General features: G+C 60.0%; 22 protein-coding genes. 5 read left to right on the forward strand and 17 right to left on the reverse strand.

What is annotated here, in order from left to right; all coding sequences use genetic code 11:
• Positions 1–153 precede the first annotated feature (153 nt).
• Both KW837_RS21395 and KW837_RS21400 read right to left on the reverse strand, forming a co-directional pair.
• Positions 154–3,225, reverse strand: coding sequence for an efflux RND transporter permease subunit (locus KW837_RS21395; RefSeq protein WP_218398471.1), 3,072 nt, complete (start codon positions 3,223–3,225; stop codon positions 154–156).
• Positions 3,226–3,231: 6 nt separating this feature from the next.
• On the reverse strand, positions 3,232–4,332 hold the full coding sequence (locus KW837_RS21400) for an efflux RND transporter periplasmic adaptor subunit (protein ID WP_218398473.1): 1,101 nt from the start codon (positions 4,330–4,332) through the stop codon (positions 3,232–3,234).
• Positions 4,333–4,425: 93 nt separating this feature from the next.
• Here KW837_RS21400 and KW837_RS21405 point away from each other — a divergent pair, with 93 nt between their 5' ends.
• Positions 4,426–5,070 (forward strand): TetR/AcrR family transcriptional regulator, encoded by a 645-nt coding sequence (locus tag KW837_RS21405; protein WP_123498127.1) that lies wholly within the window; start codon positions 4,426–4,428, stop codon positions 5,068–5,070.
• 118 nt (positions 5,071–5,188) lie between these two features.
• Here the strand turns inward: KW837_RS21405 and KW837_RS21410 are convergent, their stop codons facing one another.
• Positions 5,189–5,971: a class I SAM-dependent methyltransferase gene (locus KW837_RS21410; RefSeq protein ID WP_256348898.1), complete on the reverse strand. Its 783-nt coding sequence runs from the start codon at positions 5,969–5,971 to the stop codon at positions 5,189–5,191.
• A 93-nt stretch (positions 5,972–6,064) separates the two neighbouring features.
• On the opposite strand from KW837_RS21410, the gene KW837_RS21415 reads away from it, so the two are divergent.
• Entirely contained in the window at positions 6,065–6,685 is a 621-nt protein-coding gene (locus KW837_RS21415; protein WP_218398476.1) for an energy transducer TonB, read from the forward strand.
• Between the two features lie 3 nt (positions 6,686–6,688).
• On the opposite strand, the gene KW837_RS21420 is transcribed toward KW837_RS21415, so the two are convergent.
• The 7 genes from KW837_RS21420 to ppc all read right to left on the reverse strand — a co-directional run bounded on the left by KW837_RS21420 (position 6,689) and on the right by ppc (position 14,086).
• Positions 6,689–7,384 (reverse strand): extensin family protein, encoded by a 696-nt coding sequence (locus tag KW837_RS21420; RefSeq protein WP_218398479.1) that lies wholly within the window; start codon positions 7,382–7,384, stop codon positions 6,689–6,691.
• A gap of 2 nt (positions 7,385–7,386) precedes the next feature.
• A complete protein-coding gene (locus KW837_RS21425; protein WP_218398481.1) occupies positions 7,387–8,208 on the reverse strand; it encodes an oxaloacetate decarboxylase in 822 nt (273 codons plus the stop codon).
• Positions 8,209–8,333: 125 nt separating this feature from the next.
• On the reverse strand, positions 8,334–9,194 hold the full coding sequence (locus KW837_RS21430; protein WP_218398584.1) for a DUF72 domain-containing protein: 861 nt from the start codon (positions 9,192–9,194) through the stop codon (positions 8,334–8,336).
• Positions 9,191–9,496, reverse strand: coding sequence for a hypothetical protein (locus KW837_RS21435; RefSeq protein WP_007940187.1), 306 nt, complete (start codon positions 9,494–9,496; stop codon positions 9,191–9,193). Before KW837_RS21435 ends, KW837_RS21430 begins: the two co-directional genes overlap by 4 nt.
• Before the next feature lie 253 nt (positions 9,497–9,749).
• Entirely contained in the window at positions 9,750–10,424 is a 675-nt protein-coding gene (tsaB, locus tag KW837_RS21440) for a tRNA (adenosine(37)-N6)-threonylcarbamoyltransferase complex dimerization subunit type 1 TsaB (protein WP_218398483.1), read from the reverse strand.
• Positions 10,425–10,517: 93 nt separating this feature from the next.
• Entirely contained in the window at positions 10,518–11,165 is a 648-nt protein-coding gene (adk, locus tag KW837_RS21445; RefSeq protein ID WP_027924949.1) for an adenylate kinase, read from the reverse strand.
• Positions 11,166–11,455: 290 nt separating this feature from the next.
• Complete coding sequence (gene ppc / locus KW837_RS21450) at positions 11,456–14,086, reverse strand: phosphoenolpyruvate carboxylase (protein WP_218398486.1); 2,631 nt, start codon at positions 14,084–14,086, stop codon at positions 11,456–11,458.
• Positions 14,087–14,404: 318 nt separating this feature from the next.
• On the opposite strand from ppc, the gene KW837_RS21455 reads away from it, so the two are divergent.
• From KW837_RS21455 to KW837_RS21465, 3 genes are all read left to right on the forward strand, one after another.
• Positions 14,405–14,749, forward strand: a complete 345-nt coding sequence (locus KW837_RS21455) for a pilin assembly protein (protein ID WP_218398489.1) — start codon at positions 14,405–14,407, stop codon at positions 14,747–14,749.
• 372 nt (positions 14,750–15,121) lie between these two features.
• Positions 15,122–15,535, forward strand: a complete 414-nt coding sequence (locus KW837_RS21460) for a DUF4398 domain-containing protein (protein ID WP_063342619.1) — start codon at positions 15,122–15,124, stop codon at positions 15,533–15,535.
• A gap of 56 nt (positions 15,536–15,591) precedes the next feature.
• A complete protein-coding gene (locus KW837_RS21465) occupies positions 15,592–16,380 on the forward strand; it encodes an OmpA family protein (RefSeq protein ID WP_218398492.1) in 789 nt (262 codons plus the stop codon).
• Positions 16,381–16,562: 182 nt separating this feature from the next.
• Here KW837_RS21465 and KW837_RS21470 read toward each other — a convergent pair whose 3' ends face one another.
• The 7 genes from KW837_RS21470 to prfB all read right to left on the reverse strand — a co-directional run bounded on the left by KW837_RS21470 (position 16,563) and on the right by prfB (position 23,492).
• Positions 16,563–16,892 carry a hypothetical protein gene (locus tag KW837_RS21470; protein WP_192344191.1) on the reverse strand — a complete coding sequence of 110 codons (330 nt, stop codon included), beginning with the start codon at positions 16,890–16,892 and terminating at the stop codon, positions 16,563–16,565.
• Positions 16,889–17,803 (reverse strand): alpha/beta hydrolase, encoded by a 915-nt coding sequence (locus tag KW837_RS21475; RefSeq protein ID WP_218398494.1) that lies wholly within the window; start codon positions 17,801–17,803, stop codon positions 16,889–16,891. Before KW837_RS21475 ends, KW837_RS21470 begins: the two co-directional genes overlap by 4 nt.
• 141 nt (positions 17,804–17,944) lie before the next feature.
• A complete protein-coding gene (locus KW837_RS21480) occupies positions 17,945–19,222 on the reverse strand; it encodes a flavohemoglobin expression-modulating QEGLA motif protein (protein ID WP_123498105.1) in 1,278 nt (425 codons plus the stop codon).
• Positions 19,223–19,258: 36 nt separating this feature from the next.
• Positions 19,259–19,813, reverse strand: coding sequence for a hypothetical protein (locus tag KW837_RS21485; protein ID WP_008070395.1), 555 nt, complete (start codon positions 19,811–19,813; stop codon positions 19,259–19,261).
• Positions 19,814–19,971: 158 nt separating this feature from the next.
• Positions 19,972–20,688, reverse strand: a complete 717-nt coding sequence (locus KW837_RS21490) for a TetR/AcrR family transcriptional regulator (RefSeq protein ID WP_008070397.1) — start codon at positions 20,686–20,688, stop codon at positions 19,972–19,974.
• 103 nt (positions 20,689–20,791) lie between these two features.
• Positions 20,792–22,294, reverse strand: coding sequence for a lysine--tRNA ligase (gene lysS / locus KW837_RS21495; RefSeq protein ID WP_192344188.1), 1,503 nt, complete (start codon positions 22,292–22,294; stop codon positions 20,792–20,794).
• Between the two features lie 102 nt (positions 22,295–22,396).
• Positions 22,397–23,492 (reverse strand): peptide chain release factor 2 gene (prfB, locus tag KW837_RS21500; protein WP_095920368.1). Its coding sequence is split into 2 segments (ribosomal slippage): positions 22,397–23,419 and positions 23,421–23,492, totalling 1,095 coding nucleotides; the frame shifts between segments, so codons are not numbered across the junction.
• Between the last annotated feature and the right edge of the window lie 202 nt (positions 23,493–23,694).

Consider the following 23,694-nt stretch of genomic DNA (forward strand, 5'->3'; position numbering starts at 1 on the left):
GAAGTTGAGTCTTGAGTACAACAGCGCACCTACGTTGACTCAATATCAGACGGATCTGAAATATGTGTAGGAGCTTGGACCGCCTTCGCGGGCGAGCCTCGCTCCTACAATGGAGTGACCATGGTCGGCCCGAAGGCCGCCAAGATCAAACAATCACACCGGCTCTTGCTTGACCCTGAACCAAGCCGCATACAACGCCGGCAAAAACAGCAACGTCAACGCCGTCGCCACAATCAGCCCGCCCATGATCGCCACCGCCATCGGCCCGAAAAACACACTGCGCGACAATGGAATCATCGCCAGCACCGCCGCCAACGCCGTCAGCACAATCGGTCGGAACCGCCGCACCGTCGCCTCGATAATCGCCTGCCAAGGCTTAAGCCCGGCAGCGATGTCCTGCTCAATCTGATCCACCAGAATCACCGAATTACGCATGATCATCCCGGACAAGGCGATGGTCCCGAGCATCGCCACAAAACCAAATGGCTGGCGGAACACCAATAGAAACAGCGTCACACCGATCAGCCCCAGTGGCGCCGTCAGAAACACCATCACCGTGCGTGAGAAACTGCGCAGTTGCAGCATCAGCAACGTCAGCACCACCACAATGAACAACGGCACGCCAGCATTCACCGAGCTCTGCCCACGGGCCGAGTCTTCCACCGTACCGCCGACGTCCAGCAAATAGCCGTCCGGCAATTCGGCGCGAATCGGATCCAGGGTCGGCATGATTTGCTGCACCAGTGATACCGGTTGTTCCTTGCCGTAGATGTCGGCGCGAACCGTCACGTTGGGCAGGCGGTTACGGTGCCAGATGATGCCTTCTTCGAAGCCGTATTCCAGCGTCGCGATCTGCGACAGCGCCACGCTGCGACCGTTGTCGGTCGGCACGGCCAGGCTTGGCAGCAACGCCAGCTCGGTGCGCTCATGCACCGTGCCGCGCAGCAAGATCTCGATCAACTCGTTGTCTTCGCGGTACTGGCTGACGCTGGCACCGGTCAGCGAGCTGCGCAGGAAACCCGACAGGTTCGCCGTGCTCACACCCAGCGCCCGTGCGCGGTCCTGATCGACGTTCAGATAAACGACTTTGCTCGGCTCTTCCCAGTCCAGATGCACGTTGGCCACGTGTGGGTTCTCGCGAACCTTGGCCGCGACTTTACGGGCCAATGCGCGGACTTCCTCAATGTGCTCACCGGTGACCCGGAACTGCACCGGATAACCAACCGGAGGACCATTCTCCAGCCGCGTGACCCGCGAACGCAGGGCCGGGAATTGTTCATTGAGGGTTCCAATCAGCCAGGTGCGCAGGGTTTCGCGGTCTTCGATGGTTTTGGCCAGCACGACAAATTGCGCAAAGCTCGCAGCCGGAAGTTGCTGATCCAGCGGCAGGTAGAAACGCGGCGAACCGGTGCCGACGTAAGCCACGTAGTTGTCGATCCCGGCCTGATCCTTGAGCAGGCCTTCGAGGCGTTTGACCTCCTCGGCGGTGTTACTCAGGGAGGCACCTTCGGCCAACTTCAGATCGACCATCAACTCCAGTCGCCCAGAAGCCGGGAAAAACTGCTGCGGCACGAAACGGAACAACACCACTGAGGCGACGAACATCACGATGGTCAGGACGATCACCGTTTTGCGCCGGCGCACGCACCACTCCACTAGCCGTCTGACGCGCTGATAGAACGGCGTGCCATAAGGGTCGGGTTGGCCGTCGCCAGTGCCATGCTTGGCGGCGTGAATTTTCGCCAGGTCCGGCAGGAGTTTTTCCCCCAGATAAGGCACAAAGACCACGGCGGCAATCCACGATGCCAACAGGGCGATGGTCACCACCTGGAAGATCGAGCGGGTGTATTCGCCGGTGCCCGATTGCGCGGTGGCAATCGGCAGGAAACCGGCAGCGGTGATCAGCGTTCCGGTGAGCATCGGGAACGCAGTGCTGGTCCAGGCGTAGCTGGCGGCTTTGACCCGGTCGAAGCCCTGCTCCATTTTGATCGCCATCATTTCCACGGCGATGATTGCGTCGTCCACCAGCAACCCCAGCGCCAGTACCAGCGCGCCAAGGGAAATCTTGTGCAGGCCTATCCCTAGGTAATACATGCAGGCGAACGTCATCGCCAACACCAGCGGAATCGCCAGCGCCACCACCATGCCGGTGCGCACACCGAGGGAGAAGAAGCTCACCAGCAATACAATCGCCAGCGCCTCCACCAGCACCTGAACAAACTCGCCGACACCGGTTTTCACCGCGGCGGGTTGATCGGACACCTTGCGCAACTGCATGCCAGCCGGAAGATTCTTCTGGATCCTGGCGAATTCGACTTCCAGCGCTTTGCCCAGAATCAGAATGTCACCACCGCTTTTCATGGCCACGGCCAGGCCGATGGCGTCTTCAGCCATGAAGCGCATGCGCGGCGCCGGTGGATCGTTGAAGCCACGACGAACGTTCGCCACATCGCCGATGCGGAACGTGCGATTGTCGACCCGGATCGGGAAGTTCTTGATCTCGTCGACGGTCTGAAAATTCCCCGAAACCCGTAGCTGCAAACGCTCGCTGGTGGTTTCGAAGAAACCTGCGTTGGACATCGCGTTCTGCTCTTCAAGCGCCTGCTGCACCGTCGCCAACGGCAATCCGAGGGTGGCCAGTTTGACGTTGGAGAGCTCGATCCAGATTTTCTCGTCCTGCAGCCCGAGCAAGTCGACCTTGCCCACATCCTTGACCCGTTGCAGCTGAATCTGGACGCGGTCGGCGTAGTCCTTGAGCACCGCGTAATCAAAACCTTCGCCGGTCAGGGCGTAAATGTTGCCAAAGGTGGTGCCGAATTCATCATTGAAAAACGGGCCCTGGATGCCCGGTGGCAGGGTCTGACGGATGTCGCTGATCTTCTTGCGGACCTGATACCAGAGGTCCGGGATTTCCACCGAATGCATGGAATCCCGCGCCATGAACGTCACTTGGGACTCGCCCGGGCGGGAGAACGAGGTGATCCGTTCGTACTCGCCGGTTTCCATCAGTTTCTTTTCAATACGCTCAGTGACCTGACGCGACACTTCCTCGGCCGTGGCCCCCGGCCAGTTGGTACGAATTACCATGGCCTTGAAGGTGAACGGCGGGTCTTCACTTTGGCCCAGCTTGGTGTAGGACAATGCGCCGACGACAGCCAGCAAGAGCATCAGAAACAGTACGATCTGGCGGTTACGCAGCGCCCATTCGGAAAGATTGAAACCCATCGGGGATTACTCCTTGTGCGCCAGATTGACCACACGGTTGGAGCGATCCACCGGGCGTACTTGCTGCCCGTCGTGAAGCACATGAACACCGGCCGCCACCACCCAGTCGCTGGCGTTCAGGCCTTCAAGCACCGGCACGGTTTTCTCACCGAATGCACCGACCCGCACCGGGGCTTTCTTCAGGGTGTTGTTGGCGCCGACCACCCACACATAAGTGGCACCGTTTTCCGCAGTGACCGCCGACAACGGCACCGACAACGACACCACATCGGCGGTCTGGATGTACACCCGGGCACTCTGGCCCAGTTCGGCGGGAACCTTGCCAGCGGTAAATGCAATGCGAGCGGCGAAGGTGCGCGATTTCGGGTCGGCCGCAGGCGACAACTCACGGATGCGTCCGGGGAAACGTTGATCGGGTTGGGTCCAGAGTTCCACCGAGACCGGTTGGCCGACCTTGAAGCGACCAAAACTCTGCTCCGGCAGGCTGATCAACACTTCGCGTTCGCCATCGGTGGCGAGGGTAAACACGGTTTGCCCGGCCGCGACCACTTGCCCGACTTCAACCGCACGCTTGGCCACCACGCCATCCTGCGGCGCGCGCAGCACCGCGTAACTGGCCTGATTGGTCGAGACGTTGAATTCGGCTTTGATTTGCTTGAGGCGTGCTTCACCGGAGCGGTAGAGGTTTTCCGCATTGTCGTACTGCGAGCGGCTGACCATCTGCCGCTCCATCAGGGTCTTGTAGCGATCACGCTCGGCGCGCACCAGGTTCAGATTGGCTTCGGCGGCAGCGACCTGGGCGCGGGTGGCTTCCAGTTGCAGGCGCACGTCCTGAGGATCGAGTTCCGCCAGAGGCTGGTCGGCCTTGACCCGCTGGCCTTCCTCGACCAGTCGTCGGCTGACTTTGCCACCAATGCGGAAGGCCAGATCAGGCTCATAGCGCGCACGGACTTCACCGGGATAACTCTCCATGGCCTGAGCCGAGGGCTCTGGCTGAACGACCATGGCCGGGCGGACGGTGACTTGAGGCGCCTCTTCATGGCCGCACGCAGACAATAAAAAAGCCAGGCTGACCGGCAATGCGAGGGGCAAGGCATAGCGGAACATGGGAAAGGACCTTTCGCTAATGGTGCTTTGAATAATTATACTGACCAGTATGTTATTAATAGCAAACTCACCAGTCCAGTATTAAAGCGAAGAATGTCTGACAATCTTTCCATACCCAGCGGTCCGGGCCGTCCCAAGGATCTGGCCAAGCGCCAGGCCATCCTCGATGCGGCAAAAATCCTGTTTCTGAGCAAGGGATACGCCAACACCAGCATGGATGCCGTGGCGGCCGAAGCCGGCGTGTCGAAGCTGACGGTCTACAGTCATTTCAACGACAAGGAGACGCTGTTTTCCGCCGCCGTCATCGCCAAGTGCGAAGAGCAATTGCCGCCCCTTTTCTTTGAATTGCCGGAGGGCATCGCGGTGGAAACCGTGCTGCTGAACATCGCACACGGCTTTCATCAGCTGATCAACAGTGATGAATCGGTGAACCTGCATCGGCTGATGATGACGCTGGGTAGCCAAGACCCGAAACTCTCGCTGATTTTCTTCCAGGCCGGGCCAGAACGCGTACTTCACGGAATGGAGGGGTTGCTGAACAAGGTCAATCAGAGCGGCGCATTGAGTATCGACAAACCGCGCAATGCCGCCGAGCATTTCTTTTGCCTGCTCAAGGGGGCGGGAAATTTCCGGTTGCTGTATGGCTGCGGCGAGCCGGTGACCGGGGATGCGGCCGAAGCCCATGTGCGGGAAGTGGTGGGGTTGTTTATGCGGGCTTATCGGCCGGAGTCGGTCTGATAGTTTATTCAGTGACCGGACTGACGCCTTCGCGGGCAAGCCTCGCTCCTACAGATTATTGCGCAACAACTCAAATCCTGTAGGAGCGAGGCTTGCCCGCGAATGGGGCGACGCGGTCTTAAGTCTTGAGCGCTTTCTTCGGATAAATGTCGTATCGGCTGGACTTGCCATCCAGCGCATGACTCGGCTTCGGCCCATCGATGCACGGCGCCTTGCGCGGGCGTTTGACTACCACCCGGTGACTGGCCAGGGCCAATGCCGCTTCAAGCAATGCCGGTGCATCCGGGTCATCGCCGACCAGCGGCCGGAACAGGCGCATTTCCTTCTTCACCAACGCGGTTTTCTCGCGATGGGGAAACATCGGGTCGAGGTAGATCACCTGCGGCGGCTCGCCTTCCCAGTTGCGCATCACTTCGATCGAATTGCCCTTGAGCAAACGCATCCGCGCCACGATCGGCGCCACGTCGAAATCTTCCGCGCCGCGGGCCAGGCCATCTTCAAGCAACGCGCCGATCAGCGGCTGGCGCTCGATCAGGCTCATCTCGCAGCCCAGGCTCGCCAGCACGAACGCATCCTTGCCCAGCCCGGCCGTGGCGTCCAGCACGCGCGGACGCACGCCTTGGGCGACGCCGACCGCTTTGGCAATCATCTGACCGCTGCCACCGCCGTACAACCGACGATGGGCCGCGCCACCTTCAACGAAATCCACCCGCACCGGTCCCGGTGCATCCGGCCCCAGTTGTTGCAGCTGCAACCCCTGCTCGCCCACCTGCAAGGCAAACTCGCCGTCATCCACCTGCAACGGCAACCCCAGGCGCTCGGCCCATTGCTCGGCCTGTGGCTGAAAGGTCGTGCCCAAGGCCTCGACATGGATGCGGCAGGCCGCAGGTTGCTCAATCATGGGAAAACACGCTCAAAAAATTAATGATCGGCAAAAACGGCCGATAACCAAACTATCGAGCATTTTGCCAGAGCTGAGCGTCGACCGAGAGAAATGTCAGACATTCAACGCACATCGATAGGTTACATCTCGCCCCACGGCGATTTTGGCCTGCGAAATTCCCAAGCACTGAGCGGCGTCAGTCACCTGTGGCAGGATTTTTTTGCCCAGGCCCTGGCCGATCAGTCGGGCGATGTCGTGCCGGAGTCTCTCAACTTTCCACCGGTCGATCTCGATAGCCCGGTCGAACCGACCGTTGGCAGTGAGCTGCTGGCGCACATCGTTTCCCAGCGCGAATGTGATGTGATCGAAACACCCGTCCGCCCGCCAGAGCCACTGTTCCTGCCGATTGCCGAGTTCGAAATGGACCTGGCCGACAAACCTTCCCCGCCGTTCCCGCCGGAAGAAATCGTCGCGCAACAGAAACAACAGGACTTCGACAGCGGCTGGGTACGCCCGATCGTGCTCACCGCCGGTCAACCGCTGCCAGAGCCTGGCATCGCACCGCAACCGCGTCCGCTACGCTTGCCGATCGCCGAGTTCGAACTTGAGCTGCTGGACAAACCGTTCCCGCCTTTCTCGCCCGAAGAGCTGGTGGAACAACAGAAACAATTGGATTTCGATAACGGTTGGGCACGCCCGATCGTTTTGCAGAATCTGCGCATCGCCGCATAACCCTCAGCGGCACCGCCACCACGGCCCGACATCCATATGAAAGTGGTTGCGATGGGCGGCGTTGTAGTCCGGGCTCAACACCACACTGAACATATCGCAGGCGCCGTCGCGGACCTGACGCAGAAATCGCGCGTCCTGGTTATCTTTCGGCCAATCCCTGAGCACGCTGATCGATCTGCCGTCCGCCAGCCGGAATCCGCTGATATCCAGCGCATCGGCCGTGGCATGCTGGCTGCGTCTGCCGTTTTCGCGGTTGTAGACGTTGCGACAGGCGAAGCTGCCGAGATGGTCGACCCGTTTCACCGCCTGGCCGTAGACCGCCTGAGCCGCCGGTTGCAGGGCGTGGCGCTCGAACAAGGCGAACGCTACCGCCAGGCTGCAACTGGCGAGGAAACTGCTGCTCTGCGCCGCCTCGCCACCTTGCACACGCAAGGTGTTGGTCAACGGGCAAGTCGCGTCCGGGCTGTCGGCCTGACGAGCCACCCGCAAACCTGAGCTGCTCAGGACCTGGTCGCATAACTGCGGGTCATTGCGCAGGCGCATCAGTTTGTAGCGGGTCAGCAGGTTCGGTTCGGCCGTTACGTCCAGCGGCGCCAAAGGGTTCCATTGCGCAGGAATGGAAACCCAGCCGCGCCCGACGCTCAACCCGGCAGCGCCGATGATCAACAGCACCAGCAACAGCCCCCACCGAAACCGCATCGTCAGCCTTTGAACAATTTATTGGCCTTCTGGAACGGCATCGACCGAGAGGTAAAACCGAAGGTCCCGTGTTGCTGGATTTCCTCGGCGGCGCGGAAGAACTCGCCATAGGCGGCCAGGGCCAGGGCCGAACCGACGCTGATGCGCTTGACGCCCATTTCACTCAACTGCTCGACCGTCAGCTTGAGCCCGCCGGACATCAACACATTGACCGGTTTCGGCGCCACGGCGCGAACCACCGCCAAGACTTCTTCAGCGTTGCGCAAGCCCGGTGCGTAAAGCACGTCGGCCCCCGCCTCGGCGAATGCCTGCAAGCGGCGAATGGTGTCGTCGAGGTCAGGATTGCCGTGCAGAAAGTTCTCGGCACGCGCCGTCAGCATGAAGGGGAAAGGCAAACTGCGAGCCGCCGCGACAGCCGCTTCGATACGCGCCACGGCATGCTCGAAGCAGTAGATCGGACCGTCCTCACGCCCCGTGGCATCTTCGATCGAACCGCCGACCGCTCCGGCCTTTGCCGCACGCACAATACTTTGGGCGCAGTCAGCGGGGGCGTCGGCAAAACCGTTTTCGAGATCCACCGCTACCGGTAGATCAGTGGCTGCGACAATCGCTTCAACGTTCGCCAGGGTTTCATCGAGCGTCAGCCCACCATCGGGACGCCCCCGGGAAAAGGCGTAACCGGCACTGGTGGTCGCCAGCGCCTCGAAGCCAAGGCTGGCGAGCATTTTCGCCGAGCCGGCGTCCCAAGGGTTGGGAATGACAAAAGCGCCCTCGCGTTCGTGCAGTGCTTTGAACGCCTGGGCTCGAAGGGTTTGCGCATCCATTGGCAGGCTCCTGAAAAAGGGGAAAGATAAACCGCTTTTCGTAGGAGCCAGGCTTGCCGGCGAAGGCGCACTCAAGGACGCCTTCGCCGGCAAGCCTGGCTCCTACAGCTGGGAAAGAAGCCGCTTCAGAGCAAGCCAAGTTGCTCGGCGGCGGGCTCTCTGTATAGCTCAGGCAGCGGCGCCAAGCCAGGCAAACGCAGCATCAGTTGTGCGTGAAAACGTTGGGCAAGTTTTGCCGCCAGCAGGTTATCGGCGGTGTGCAGGAAGATATAGGGCGTGCGGCCCTCTTCGATCCAGAGAGCGATTTTCTCGACCCACGGCACCAGGAATGGATCGTTGGCTTCAAGCACAGGATGGCCGATGAAACGCACCTGTGGGAACTGAGTAAACGCCGCAGGACGAGGCGGCACCCTGGGCTTTTTCGATTGGGCGTGGAGCACCGAAGGATCGGTCGAGGTGCAGCTGAACAGCGCTCGCGGATCAAGGCAGATACGCTCGACACCACGATCCAGCAACAGGCGATTGAGCATCCGCTCGGCATCGCCCTTGACGAAGAACTCATCGTGTCGCACTTCGACCGCCAAGGGCCGATCCACCGCGTCAATAAAACCGGCCAACTCGGACAAACGTTGCGGGGTGAAGCTTTTGGACAATTGCAGCCAGAGGGGAGAAACCCGTTCACCCAGGGGGCTGAGCAATTGCACGAAGGTTTCGGTGGCGGTCAATTGCTCGCGCAGGTCACCGCTATGGCTGATGTCGCCGGGGAACTTGGCGGTGAAGCGAAAGTGTTCGGGCATGGTTTCGGCCCAGCGCTGCACAGTGGCGGCAGACGGGCTCGCGTAGAAGGTCGTATTGCCTTCCACGGCGTTGAACACTTGAGCATAAAGATTGAGAAACTCGGCGGGCCTGGCGTCTTGTGGATACAAGTAATCGCGCCAGGCGTTTTCACTCCAGGACGGGCAGCCGAGGTAGTAAGGCAGCATCAGATGTACAGGTCGAGACCCAGTACATCCGCATCCCAATCGACAAAAGTGGCGGTGCTCAGGTAACTGGCCAGTGCCATCGCCACACTTTTGCTCATGGCGCGGTGATAAATCATGTCTTGTTGGCGGGCGGGCAGATTGCTCAGGCGTTGTGCGGAAGCTTTGGCGGCGCGGGCGGCCAATTGCTCTTCGGTAGGGAATTCCAGCTCGCCGTCGATATCGACGGAGTCATCCTCGGACACATGGCCTTTGCGAGGCTTGCGCTTGATGGGGTAGGACTGAGAGGAAACGCCGTCTATACGCATAAGTGCATGCTCGGTATCGATGATGGCAGCTTAGTGGCACATAGCCCACTTCGCAAACTGCCGAGTGATAACTAGAACACAGAAAAGTGAAAAGGTTTAAAAGCGGCGGGTAGAAAGTGACGATTGGCTATAACCGGGGAGATTGCCTTCGCGGGCAAGCCTCGCTCCTACAGGATATCGCCGATATTTCGACTGGCTACAAAACCTGTAGGAGCGAGGCTTGCCCGCGAAGGGATCAACCCGACAACAAGGATTAACGCGCTTTGGGCGTCGCGACTTTATCGCGCAGATACACCGGCTGCGCCTGATCGGCCACGATCGCTTCACCGCGTTCCCAGGCAAAGCGCGCCAGGGTCAGCAGGTCTTCGGCGTGGGGCAGCATGCCCGCGTCCTGCCCGCTCAGGTTGACGGCAATGCGCTCGGCATACCCCCAACCAGTGCCTGCGCCGAACCACTCGCCGCTGGCATCGGCCGGCAATACAGCGGCTTCCGGTGGCAGTACTGCTTCGTTGCCCACCAACCGCATCTCCCCCGCCGTTTCGCGGTAGCAACCCCAATACACCTCATCCATGCGCGCATCGATGGCCGCTGCGACCTGGCTGACGCCATGTTCGCGATAAGCCCGCTGGGCGAGTACGGCGAGATTGGAGACCGGCAACACCGGGCGATCCAGCGCAAACGCCAGCCCCTGTACCACACCGATGGCGATCCGCACACCAGTGAACGCGCCCGGACCACGACCGAACGCAATGGCATCGACCGCTTGCAGCGTGATCCCGGCATCGGCCAGCAGTTGCTGGATCATCGGCAGCAGCTTTTGCGCATGCAGGCGCGGGATCACCTCGTAATGACTCGTGACGTTGCCGTCATGCAGCAAGGCAACGGAGCAAGCTTCAGTCGCGGTGTCCAGGGCCAGCAAGGTGCTCATCGATGTTTCCGTAAGAGAAGTCAAAAAAAGTGCGCCAGTATAAACAACTACGGCCCGCAAGCGGGCCGTAGAAGATGAAGCCGATCAGACTTTTCAGCTCAGTGCTTCAAGCACCTTGCCGGTGATCGCTTCAACCGAGCCGACGCCTTCGACGTGGCTGTACTTCGGTTTGCCTTGAGCGGCGGACAGCTCCTGGTAAAACTTCACCAGAGGCTCGGTCTGGGCGTGGTAGACCGACAGGCGATGACGCACGGTTTCTTCAGTGTCGTCTTTGCGCTGCACCAGCTCGTCGCCGGTGATGTCGTCTTTACCGGCAATTTTTGGCGGGTTGTAGACGATGTGGTACACGCGGCCGCTGGCCTCGTGAACACGACGGCCAGCGATACGCTGAACGATGTCTTCGTCTTTAACGTCGATTTCCAACACGTGGTCCAGCTCAACGCCGGCCTTCACCAGGGCTTCAGCCTGAGGAATGGTGCGCGGGAAACCGTCGAACAGGAAACCGTTGGCGCAATCGGCCTGGCTGATGCGTTCCTTAACCAGATTGATGATCAGGTCATCGGAAACCAGACCACCGCTATCCATGACGCTCTTGGCGATCAGGCCCAGCTCGGTACCGGCTTTTACCGCAGCACGCAGCATGTCGCCGGTGGAAATTTGCGGAATGCCGAATTTCTCGGTGATGAACTTAGCCTGAGTACCTTTACCGGCCCCGGGAGCTCCCAGCAGAATGACGCGCATTAGATGTGCTCCTCAATTTTTTATATAGATAACGTCAGATTCGCCTCTTGGGGCCAATCTCAAAAATAGGATCGCGACCGCCCAAACGGCCAAAGGCTGATCAAGATACACAGCGGGCCCTGCCCACACAAGCCGCCGAAAGTCGGAGAAACCCACCCCTTACGAGACCCTGCGAAGGGGTAACCCAAGTCGCAACCCCATCATTAACTGTCGCGTGGCAGACCTTTTCGAGCGCTCGCCAACAGGCACTCGACGCTCGCGCCGGGTGCCTGTTCCCCACGACGAAAACCTTAGCCGGTATTTCGCAAACCCGCGGCAATCCCCGCCACAGACACCAGTAACGCCTGTTCTACCGGGCTGCCTTGGGCCACATCCTGTTGCCGCGAACGTGCCAACAGTTCGGCTTGCAATAGATGCAGTGGGTCGAGGTAAGTGTTGCGCAGGCGGATGAATTCAAGGGTGGCTGGGCTATGTGCCAGTAGCTGCGACTGACCGGTCAACCCCAGGACCACTGCACAGGCCTGCGACAATAGGTCGCGTAAATGCGCCCCCAAAGGGAGCAGATCCGGCTCGACCAGACGCTCATCGTAAGACTGGGCGATGTCGGCGTCGGCCTTGGCCAGCACCATTTCCAGCATATCGATGCGGGTACGGAAGAATGGCCACTGCTCGCGCATCTGCCCCAACAGCTCACCCTCGCCACGCTCCAGCGCCTTTGTCAGCGCTGCTTCCCAGCCCAACCAGGCCGGTAACATCAAGCGCGTCTGGGTCCAACCGAAGATCCACGGAATGGCGCGCAGGCTTTCGATGCCGCCAGCGCGGCGCTTGGCCGGACGGCTGCCCAACGGCAAACGCCCCAACTCCTGCTCCGGGGTGGACTGGCGGAAATACTCGACGAACTGCGGATTTTCCCGCACCACGGCGCGGTATGCCTTGACGCCATCGGCGGCCAATTCGTCCATCAAATGGCGCCAGGCAGGCTCAGGGGGTGGCGGTGGCAACAAAGTCGCCTCCAGCACTGCCGCCAGGTACAGATTGAGGTTTTGCTCGGCGATGTCCGGCAGGCCGAATTTGAAACGAATCATTTCCCCCTGCTCGGTGGTGCGGAAACGCCCCGCCACCGACCCCGGCGGCTGCGACAGAATCGCCGCGTGCGCCGGGCCACCACCACGGCCCACGGTGCCCCCGCGACCGTGGAACAACAGCAGCTCCACTTGCTGTTCGCGACAGATGTCGACCAAACGCTCCTGCGCCCGATACTGCGCCCAGGCCGCTGCGGTGGTGCCAGCGTCCTTGGCCGAGTCGGAATAACCGATCATCACTTCCTGCGGCCCTTGCAGGCGCGAGCGATAGCCCGGCAACAACAAGAGTTTTTCGATCACCGGGCCGGCGTTATCGAGGTCGGCGAGGGTTTCGAACAGCGGCACCACGCGCATCGGCCGCAATACGCCGGATTCTTTGAGCAGCAATTGCACGGCCAGCACGTCGGAAGCGGCACCGGCCATGGAAATCACATACGAGCCGAGGGAAGCCCCCGGTGCCGCGGCGATTTCCCGGCATGTCGCCAGCACTTCGGCGGTGTCGGCAGACGGCTTGAAGTACGCCGGCAGCAATGGCCGACGATTGTTCAGTTCGCGCATCAGGAAGGCGATGCGCTCCTCTTCGCTCCAGTCCTCATAACGGCCCAGGCCGAGGTAATCGGTGATTTCGGTCATGGCCGCCGTGTGGCGCGACGAGTCCTGTCGCACATCAAGGCGCACCAGAAACAGCCCGAACGTCACCGCACGACGCAGGCAATCGAGCAACGGGCCATCGGCGATGACGCCCATGCCGCATTCATGCAGCGAGTGGTAGCACAGCTCCAGCGGGTCCAGCAGGTCGCGGTTGTTTTGCAACACATCGGCCGACGCTGGCGTGTTTGCCGTCAGGGATGCGTGGGCCCAGTTACGGGTCGCGCGCAAGCGTTCACGCAGTTGTTTGAGCACTGCGCGGTAAGGCTCGGCGCTGTCGCCGGCCTTGGCTTTCAACTCGTCACTGGCCTGCTGCATCGACAACTCGGCGGCGAGGTGATCAACATCGCGCAGGTACAAATCGGCGGCCATCCAGCGCGCCAGCAGCAACACTTCGCGGGTTACGGCGGCGGTGACGTTGGGGTTGCCGTCGCGGTCGCCGCCCATCCATGAGGCAAAGCGAATCGGTGCGGCTTCCAGTGGCAGGTGCAGGCCGGTGGCGGCATGCAGGGCCTGATCGGCCTTGCGCAAATAGTTGGGAATCGCCTGCCACAGCGAATGCTCGATCACCGCGAAGCCCCACTTGGCTTCGTCCACCGGTGTCGGGCGGGTACGGCGGATTTCTTCGGTGTGCCAGGCTTCGGCGATCAGGCGCTGCAACTTCGTTTTGATCTGCTCGCGCTCGGCGGTAGTCAGGTCGCGATGGTCTTGTGCGGCCAGTTGCGCGGCGATCGCGTCGTACTTCTGGATCAGCGTGCGACGCGCCACTTCGGTGGGGTGCGCCGTCAATACCAGTTCGATTTCCAGCCGGCCCAATTGCCGGGCCAGGGACTCGGCGTCATGGCCCGCAGTCAGCAGGCGAGCGAGCAATTCCGGCAACACCCGGGCCTCGAACGGCGCAGGCTGCGATTCTTCACGTCGATGAATCAGCTGATATTGCTCGGCGATATTGGCCAGGTTGAGGAACTGATTGAACGCTCGCGCCACCGGCAGCAACTCGTCTTCGCTCAACTGGTTGAGGCTGGCGCTGAGTTCGGCGTCCATCGAACCGCGACGGTCAGCCTTGGCGCCTTTGCGGATCTGCTCGATCTTGTCGAGAAAGTCGTCCCCGTACTGTTCACGAATGGTGTTGCCCAACAGCTCACCCAACAGGTGAACGTCCTCGCGCAAGCGTGCATCAATATCGGTCATCAGCAGTTCTCCAGCGAAAATCCGGGTGGCTATGCTCAATGTCAGTGTAGGAGCCAGGCTTGCCGGCGAAGGCGCTCTCAAGGACGCCTTCGCCGGCAAGCCTGGCTCCTACACTGGCATTGGCGGCTATGCTTTGTTGTTAGAAGCTCTGTTAAAGAGAGTGCCGTCGTAAAGCGCTTCTTACAAGCAGACGACGCCAAGGACTTCAAACACCGGGCATTGCAGCTAATCTCAACCATAAGCCGTACAACGGCGTATCACCGGCCACCGCCGGACACTCACCCGGCCTGCCACGAGCAGGTGCGCAATGAGGTCATCATGAAAATCCGCGAGCTCGCCAAGCATTGGGAAGATAACGCCAAGGGTCGTCTGACCGACTCTGGCTACGCGATTCATCTGGACGTGGAAGCCGCCGCGCGGCTGGCGGCGATTATCGACATGTACCCCAAGCGGCGCCCCGAAGAACTGCTCGGCGAGCTGATCGGCGCCGCCTTGGAAGAGCTCGAAGCGAGCTTTCCATATGTGAAGGGGTCAACGGTGGTGGCCACCGATGAAGAAGGCGATCCGCTGTACGAAGACGTCGGCCCGACCCCGCGTTTTCTCGCCTTGTCCCGGCGTCATTTGCATGATTTGTCGGGCGATAACGACAAGCAGAAACACTGAATTTGACGCCGAATCTGTGGGAGCGGGCTTGCTCGCGAAAGCGGCGTGTCAGCCAACATTTATTTCAACTGATACGGCCTCTTCGCGAGCAAGCCCGCTCCCACACTGGCTTGCTATTCCTTCGATAATTGCATGTTCCCGGGCCATGAAACGGTCGGGAATACCGCCGCATATCGCTAAAATTACCGGTTTAGAGCCTTGTCCTCTCGATCAGGTTTTTTCGGGCGATAGGCCATCTTCTCTGAACTTTTGAAAAACACTTTGGGTCAACCCAATAACCACGCCTGGGACGGCCGATTCAAAATGCTCTGGAAATTGAAGGTTGCGGCTCCTTGCCCAGGATGGATTCAGATGTTTTTCAGGAGTTATCCAATGGAGTTGAAGACCATGAAGACCAGCATCGCATCATCCTCGTTCCCCCATCTGCGCGGTCTCAAACTGGCGGCCCTGGCCATCGGCGGCAGCTTCGTTCTGGCCGGTTGCGCCGGTAACCCGCCGAGCGAGCAATACGCCGTGACCCAATCCGCCGTGAACAGCGCTGTCAGCGCCGGCGGTACCGAATTCGCCGCCGTGGAAATGAAGGCCGCTCAGGACAAGCTCAAACAGGCCGAAATCGCCATGCACGACAAGAAGTATGACGAAGCCAGAATGCTGGCCGAGCAAGCCGAGTGGGACGCCCGCGTCGCCGAGCGCAAGGCCCAGGCGATGAAAGCCGAACAAGCTGTGAAGGACTCCCAGAAAGGTGTTCAGGAACTGCGTCAGGAAAGTCAGCGCACCGTGCAGTAAGCGCCCATCCCGATTTTCAGACCTGAAACACTTATCGATAGAAAGGACGAACTATTATGCGCAAACAATTGATGATCCCCGCCCTCCTGGCCGCAAGTGTTGCACTGGCTGCCTGCTCCACACCGCCCAACGCGAACCTGGAGCAAGCCCGCACCAACTACACCGGCCTGCAAGCCAACCCGCAAGCCAGCAAAGTCGCAGCGCTGGAAACCAAAGACGCCAGCGAATACCTGGACAAGGCCGACAAGGCTTACCTGGATAGGGAAGACCAGGCCAAGGTCGATCAACTGGCTTACCTGACCAATCAGCGCGTTGAAGTGGCCAAGCAGACCATCGCCCTGCGCACCGCTGAAAACAACCTGAAAAATGCCGCAGCACAACGGGCCCAGGCTCGCCTGGATGCCCGCGACCAGCAGATCAAACAGCTGCAGGACAGTCTGAACGCCAAACAGACCGATCGCGGCACGCTGGTGACGTTTGGTGATGTGTTGTTCGCCACCAACAAGGCGGACCTGAAGTCCAACGGTTTGGTGAATATCAACAAACTGGCGCAGTTCCTTCAGGAAAACCCGGACCGCAAAGTGATTGTCGAAGGCTACACCGACAGCACCGGCTCGGAGTCGTACAACCAGTCGCTGTCCGAGCGTCGCGCGACCTCGGTGCAAGTGGCCCTGATCAAGATGGGTGTCGACCCGGCGCGGATCGTGGCCCAGGGTTATGGAAAGGAATACCCGGTTGCGGAGAACTCCAGCGTCTCGGGCCGTGCAATGAACCGTCGGGTGGAAGTGACCATTTCCAACGACAACCAGCCGGTCGTACCGCGTTCGGCGATCAGCGCCAAGTAAGCTGACCACGCTGAAACTTAAAAGCCCCGCCTGAATTGATCAGGCGGGGCTTTTTTCTGAACAAGGTTTACACCTGTTTCAGGGCTGTAGGAGCGAGGCTTGCCCGCGAAGAACGATGATGCGGTCTAACAGATACACCGAGTCATCGTTCTTCGCGGGCAAGCCTCGCTCCTACGGGATGTTTATTGTTCGAGTTTTTGCGGCGTTTCCTCGCCCATGCAGCGCACGGCCTTTTTCTTGTTGTTGATCAGCACGCCGGTCAGGCCTTTCTGTTCGGTGTCGAACAGCACCAGCACGCCATCGATGCACTGGGCCACTTGCGGGGCCGGTTCCAGGGAGACCTTGTAGTCTTCGCCCGGCACGGTCTTGAGCATGGTGAAGTCGCTGAGCAGCAGCGCATCTTCGGGTTTGGCGAAGTGCAGGTAGCCGTACCACCACAGGGCGCCAACGGTGCCGAGGATGCTGCAAATACCGGTGATGATCAGCGGGATAGCGTTACGTTCTTCACTCATTGCGGACTCTCTGGTGGTTCATCTTCAGAATTCGGGGGTGCCGGGTAATTGGGGACTTCACCCAAGCGGCGCAGGCCGTCGAAATGCTGCGGGTCTTCGAGGTAGCGCAGCATGACCTTTCGCCAGACCGGGTCGGCGAAGGTTTGCACATGACCGCCACGGGTCAGTTGCAGCACTCGCGGCGGCGGCGCAGCTTGATACAGTCGGATGCCGTTGGAAAGGGGCACCAGCTGATCATCGATGCTGTGATAGATCAGTTTCGGTACGCCGTTGAGCTGCGTCATGGAATGGATCGCGCTGTCGCCGTCCGGCACCAACCAGGACAACGGCACCTGGAACGGCCAGGTCATCCACGACGTACTCAAGGCGAAACGCCCGACATCACGGTAACTGGCAGGCACGCCATCGAGTACGAAAGCCTTGAGTTGCCGCTGGCGCTCGGGATGTTGGGCCAGGAAATGCACGGCCATCGAACCGCCAAGGCTCTGACCGAGAAGGATCAGCGGTTTACCCTTGACCTCCGGGGCCTGGTCGAGCCATTTGAACGCGGCATCGATGTCCTGATAAATCGCCGGCAACGCCGGTTTACCTTCGGACCAACCGTACCCACGATAGTCCACCAGCAACACCTGATAGCCCTGCTCCGGCAACCACCAGCTCCCACCCAAATGCCACGCCAGGTTGCCGCCGTTGCCGTGCAGATGCAGCACCGTGCCTTTGACCTCGACACCTTTTTTCGCCGGCAGCCACCAGCCATGCAGCTTGAGGCCGTCAGCGGTGACCAGGGTGACGTCGCGGAATTCGAGTTTGGCTTTTTCCGGGGTGAACGGCTGGCCGGGCTCGGGGTAGAACAGCAGAGAGTCGCAACCGCCGAGGGCCAGGAGCAGGCAAAAGATGCCGAGGATTCTCATCCGGTGAAGCCCTCGCACTAACGATTGATAGCAGGTCCGTAGGAGCGAGGCTTGCCCGCGAAGAACGATGACGCGGTAGATCTGATAGAGCGCGTTATCGTTCTTCGCGGGCAAGCCTCGCTCCTACAGGGTGTGTTGTGATCACAGGATATTGGAATAATCCGCTTCGATCCGGTCCAGGCTCAGGTGGTTGAGGAAGTTGGAGAAGCACATCCAGGCCGACAGCGCGTTCATGTCGCGGAATTGGTCGGGCAGGTACTTGGGCGGCACCACCAGGCCTTCGTCCACCAATTGGCGCAAGGTCCGCATGTCTTCCAGCGTGGTCTTGCCGCAAAACAATAGCGGTATCTGCTCCAGCTTGCCTTTACGCACGGCCAACTGAATGTAGTTGTAAACCATGATAAAGCCCTTGAGGTAGGACAAGTCTTTGGTAAACGGCAGACCGGTCGGCACCGAGCCGCGGAAAACCCGACTGGCGTTGCCGTAGCTTTCGGCCATTTCGAAGCCTTGCTCACAGAAGAAATCGTAGATCTGCAAGAAGTCCGCGCCCTCCTCCACCATATGAATGGCACGGGTACGGTTGGTCAGTTTGCGCAGGCGGCTCGGGTAGGAGGCGAAGGTGATGATTTCCATCAGGATCGCCAGGCCTTCCTGGGTCACGGTGGACGACGGCGGGCCTTTGGACAGGAAGGTGCAGATCGGCTGATTCAGGCCGTTGAGCGTGGTGCCCACATGCACCAGCCCTTCGTGGACTTCCAGCGCACGCACGTCGCGGTCGTTGAACATCGCGTCGGCGCGGATCTTGATGTAGTCGGCGCCCGCCGCCGCATCGGCGACGATCCCGTCAGACTCGAACACCCGAATGGTTTCTTCGTTCTCGCCAAACACCCGGTTCAGCCGGTGTTGCAGCAGGTCGACGGCTTCCTTGGCGGTGAGCAGTTTCGGTTCGTCCTTGAGGTCGCCACGGCCGTCGATGTTGTTCAGGTAATCGGAGAGCATAAGGCCCAGATCGGCCAGGGTCGGGTCGCCGGCGTGAAACGCATCGGACGCCGCGCCATACAATTCCTGGGAAATCAGCCCGAAATCTTCGGTGCCGCGCGCTTCAAGCATGCGCACCACCATCCGGTATTCCTTGCACATGCGGCGCATGATCTGGCCGACCGGGTTGAACTGGCCGAGCTGGCGAGTGATGTCGCGCTCGATGTTCTGGAATTCCAGCTTCACTTTGCTGGAATCAAATGCCAGCGGTCGATTGAGGTAGTAGTCGCGGTCCACGGCCGGCATTTCCTTGCCCTTGCCTTTGAAGAACCCCTTGCGAATGCTGTCGTCCCACTTGACCGCATCCAGAACGCGAATCGGCGTCTGCGCCAGCACTATGCGATCGGACAAAATGCGTATCGTCTGCTGGTATTCGTCCACCCGAAACTCCTGTAGTAAAACCGTTACGTGCTGGATTTATTTGGTTTTGGCCAGGCGCTGATAACGCACCGCTTCGACGAAAACATCGGAATTGGCCGGGTCATCGAGGTAGGCGAACACCTGATCCAGGCTGTTGTTGATCAACACCCCGTCGCCGTCGTCGGTCCGGAAGCCTTGGCCACTGAGGGCTTCTTGGCCCATGGCCTGTTTGATCTGCTCGAGGTCGAGGTTGTAGACCACCAGTTCGTGCTTATCGTTGAGCTCGAAACCGGTGATGGTGAAATTCCCGCCGAACTGCGCCGGCACCTTCGCCGACAGGTACCAGCGATTGCCATGGCGCGACACAGTGAAGGGATAGGCTTCACGCTCATGGGGCTTGGCCTTGAAGTAGCTGACCGCCTGATAGCGATTGTCGCCGATGCGTGTCAGCTCCAGGTTCATCGGCTCGCCCCAGGCATTGGTGCTGGTCCACTTGCCGAGCAATCCTTTGGGCGCGGGCTCGCTGGCGGGCAGCGGCTCCTTGAAGGTCACCAGACAGCCACTGAGCAGCAGGATCGACAAGGCGATCACAATGACGCGCCAGGCTTTCATTCAACACTCCCTATGAACGCACCGCCCCGAAAGGTCACCGAACCTGTAGGAGCGAGGCTTGCCCGCGAAGGCGTTGTGTCAGTCAACACATATGTTGAATGTTATACCGCCTTCGCGGGTAAGCCTCGCTCCTACAGGGTCGAGTTGTCCTGCGGGATTTACACCGACGCCAGCACCAAATGCATGTAGCGGTTGAGGATGCCGAGCATTTCCTCTTCGGCCACAGGCTCGGCGTCGTTGAGCAGGCCCTGATATTCCATCCGTCCGATAATCGCCGTCAACACTTTGGCATCCTGTTGTGGCTCACGGGAACCCAATACTTCGAAAAGCTGGCAGGTGCCCTGCAGGAGAATTTGCTGATGGGAGCGCACCAACAAGGCCAGGCGCGGGTTGAGCAAGGCTTCCTGGCGGAAGGCTTGCTCGGCCATCAAGTGCTCGCGGCGATTGATCAATTGCCGATGAACATAGTCAGCCATCAGCCGGGCGATATCGTCCGCCAGCTGTGAGCGGGACTCGGGGGTGCCATCGCCGCTGACAACCATCTCGCGCAGCAGGCCTTCGTTGCTGGCCCATAACCGGGCCATGAACGCCGCGCTGCGTTCCACGTATTGGGCGAAGGTATCGGTGAGCAGGTCATCGATGTCTTTGAAATAGTAGGTCGTGGCCGACAGCGGCACACCCGCTTCAGCGGCCACAGCACGGTGCCGTACGGCCCGCACGCCATCGCGCACAACAATGCGCATCGCTGCGTCGAGAATGTCCTGTCGACGCTGTTCGCTGCCCTGTCGGCTGGCCTTGCGGCCCTGGTACTGAACACTTTCAGCGACCGCAGTGGCGATACCCGCTGCACCTTCTTGAGCCATTGCACGATTCACGACAGGTATTCCTCTCTAAACGTCAAAAGTAACCAATTGATACGTTTGTACCAGACAGGCAATAAAAAGCCGCCTGTTATAGGCGGCTTTTTAATTGAAACACTTACGCTTGTGGCCGCATGTGCGGGAACAGAATCACGTCGCGGATGGACGGTGAGTTGGTCAGCAACATCACCAGACGGTCGATGCCGATCCCCTCACCCGCCGTTGGCGGCATGCCGTACTCCAGCGCGCGAACGAAGTCGGCGTCGTAGTGCATGGCTTCGTCGTCGCCGGCGTCCTTGTCGGCCACCTGTGCCATGAAACGCTCGGCCTGGTCTTCCGCGTCGTTCAACTCGGAGTAGGCGTTGGCGATTTCACGGCCGCCGATAAACAGTTCGAAACGGTCGGTGACGTTCGGGTTCTCGTCGTTACGACGGGCCAGCGGCGACACTTCGAACGGGTACTGGGTGATGAAGTGTGGCTGTTCCAGCTTGTGCTCGACCAGCTCTTCGAAAATCATTACCTGCAGCTTGCCCAGACCTTCGAAGCCCAGCACCTTGGCGCCGGCCTTCTTGGCGATGGCGCGAGCCTTGTCGAGGTCAGTCAGGTCGTCAGCGGTCAGCTCAGGGTTGTACTTGAGGATCGAGTCGAACACCGACAGACGCACGAACGGCTCGCCGAAGTGGAACACCTTGTCGCCGTACGGCACGTCGGTGCTGCCCAGAACCAGCTGAGCCAGTTCGCGGAACAGCTCTTCGGTCAGGTCCATGTTGTCTTCGTAGTCGGCGTAAGCCTGGTAGAACTCCAGCATGGTGAATTCAGGGTTGTGACGCGTCGAAACGCCTTCGTTACGGAAGTTGCGGTTGATCTCGAAGACTTTCTCGAAACCACCGACGACCAAGCGCTTGAGGTACAGCTCAGGCGCGATACGCAGGAACATTTCCATGTCCAGCGCGTTGTGGTGAGTCTCGAACGGCTTGGCCGCCGCGCCGCCTGGAATGGTTTGCAGCATCGGCGTTTCCACTTCCAGGAAGTCACGCTTCATCAGGAAGCTGCGAATGTGCGCAATCACTTGCGAACGAACGCGGAAGGTCTGGCGCACCTCTTCGTTGACGATCAGGTCGACGTAACGCTGGCGGTAGCGCTGTTCGGTGTCGGTCAGGCCGTGATGCTTGTCCGGCAGCGGTCGCAGGGATTTGGTCAGCAGGCGCACGCTGGTCATTTCGACGTACAGGTCGCCCTTGCCGGAACGCGCCAGGGTGCCTTCGGCGGCAATGATGTCACCCATGTCCCAGGTTTTCACCGCGGCCAGGGTGTCTTCGGACAGGGTTTTACGGTTGACGTAAACCTGAATGCGACCGGTCATGTCCTGAATCACCATGAACGAGCCACGGTTGAGCATGATGCGACCCGCCACCTTGACCGGGATTGCAGCCTCTGCCAGCTCTTCCTTGGTCTTGTCCGCGTACTGTTTCTGCAAGTCTTCGCAGTAATTGTCGCGGCGGAAGTCATTGGGGAAGGCATTGCCCTTGGCGCGCTCGGCAGCAAGCTTTTCCTTGCGCAGGGCGATCAGGGAGTTTTCTTCCTGTTGCAGGGCTTGCGGGTCGAGTTGTAGGTCGCTCATGTCTTTAAAAATTCCATCTCAGGTTCGTTGCCCCCGGCATTCGCCGGGGTTCGCGGGCAAGCCTCGCTCCTACAGGGTGGTGACAACCCTGTAGCGCGGGCCTTAGAGCCCTTGTTTCAGGCTGGCCACCAGGTATTCGTCGATGTCGCCGTCGAGCACCTTGTCGCAGTCGCTGCGTTCGATGTTGGTACGCAGATCCTTGATCCGCGAGGCATCGAGCACATACGAACGGATCTGGTGACCCCAGCCGATATCCGACTTGGTGTCTTCCAGGGCCTGGGAAGCGGCGTTGCGCTTCTGCACTTCCTGCTCATACAAACGCGCCCGCAACATTTTCATGGCGGTGTCTTTGTTCGCATGCTGGGAACGTTCGTTCTGGCAGCTGACCACGGTGTTGGTCGGTACGTGGGTAATCCGTACGGCCGAGTCGGTGGTGTTAACGTGCTGACCACCGGCACCGGAGGAGCGGTAGGTGTCGATGCGCAGGTCCGACGGGTTGATGTCGATTTCGATGTTGTCATCGATTTCCGGCGACACGAACACGGCCGAGAACGAGGTGTGACGACGGTTGCCGGAGTCGAACGGGCTCTTGCGCACCAGACGGTGCACGCCGATTTCGGTACGCAGCCAGCCAAAGGCGTATTCGCCCTTGATGTGCACGGTAGCGCCTTTGATACCGGCGACTTCACCGGCCGACAGCTCCATGATGGTGGCGTCGAAACCGCGTTTATCCGCCCAGCGCAGGTACATGCGCAGCAGGATGTTGGCCCAGTCCTGAGCCTCGGTACCGCCGGAGCCGGCCTGGATGTCCAGATAGGCGTTGTTGGCGTCCATCTCACCGCTGAACATGCGACGGAATTCAAGTTTTTCCAGGGATTCGCGCAGGCGCTCGACTTCGGCAGCGACGTCATCGACGGCGGCCTGGTCTTCTTCTTCGGCGGACATCAGCAGCAGGTCTTTGGCATCGGCCAGACCGCTGTGCATTTCGTCGAGGGTTTCGACGATCTGAGCCAGCAGCGACCGCTCGCGGCCCAGCTCCTGAGCGTACGACGGGTTGTTCCAGACACTCGGATCTTCAAGCTCGCGATTGACTTCAGTCAGACGCTCATGCTTTTGATCGTAGTCAAAGATACCCCCGAATAGTTTCGGAGCGCTCGGACAGGTCCTTGATACTGTTAAGGATCGGGTTGATTTCCATGGCGGGCAGCACTCGTTGGCGAACTTTTGAAAGCCGGCGAGTATAACGTAATCAAGCTGTCACGGCAGCCCGCCTGGCGGCTTTAGCGGCGAATGGTTTTGCCTGAAACCACGGGGCACTCCTGTAGCAGCGGTCGAGCACCGCGAGGCCGCGTTCGAGGACGAAGTCCTCGCCAGTCCTGCGCACGCGGTTTGTCTGGAAG

This window comes from Pseudomonas sp. PDM24 (genome assembly GCF_019218905.1).
GTDB lineage: Bacteria > Pseudomonadota > Gammaproteobacteria > Pseudomonadales > Pseudomonadaceae > Aquipseudomonas.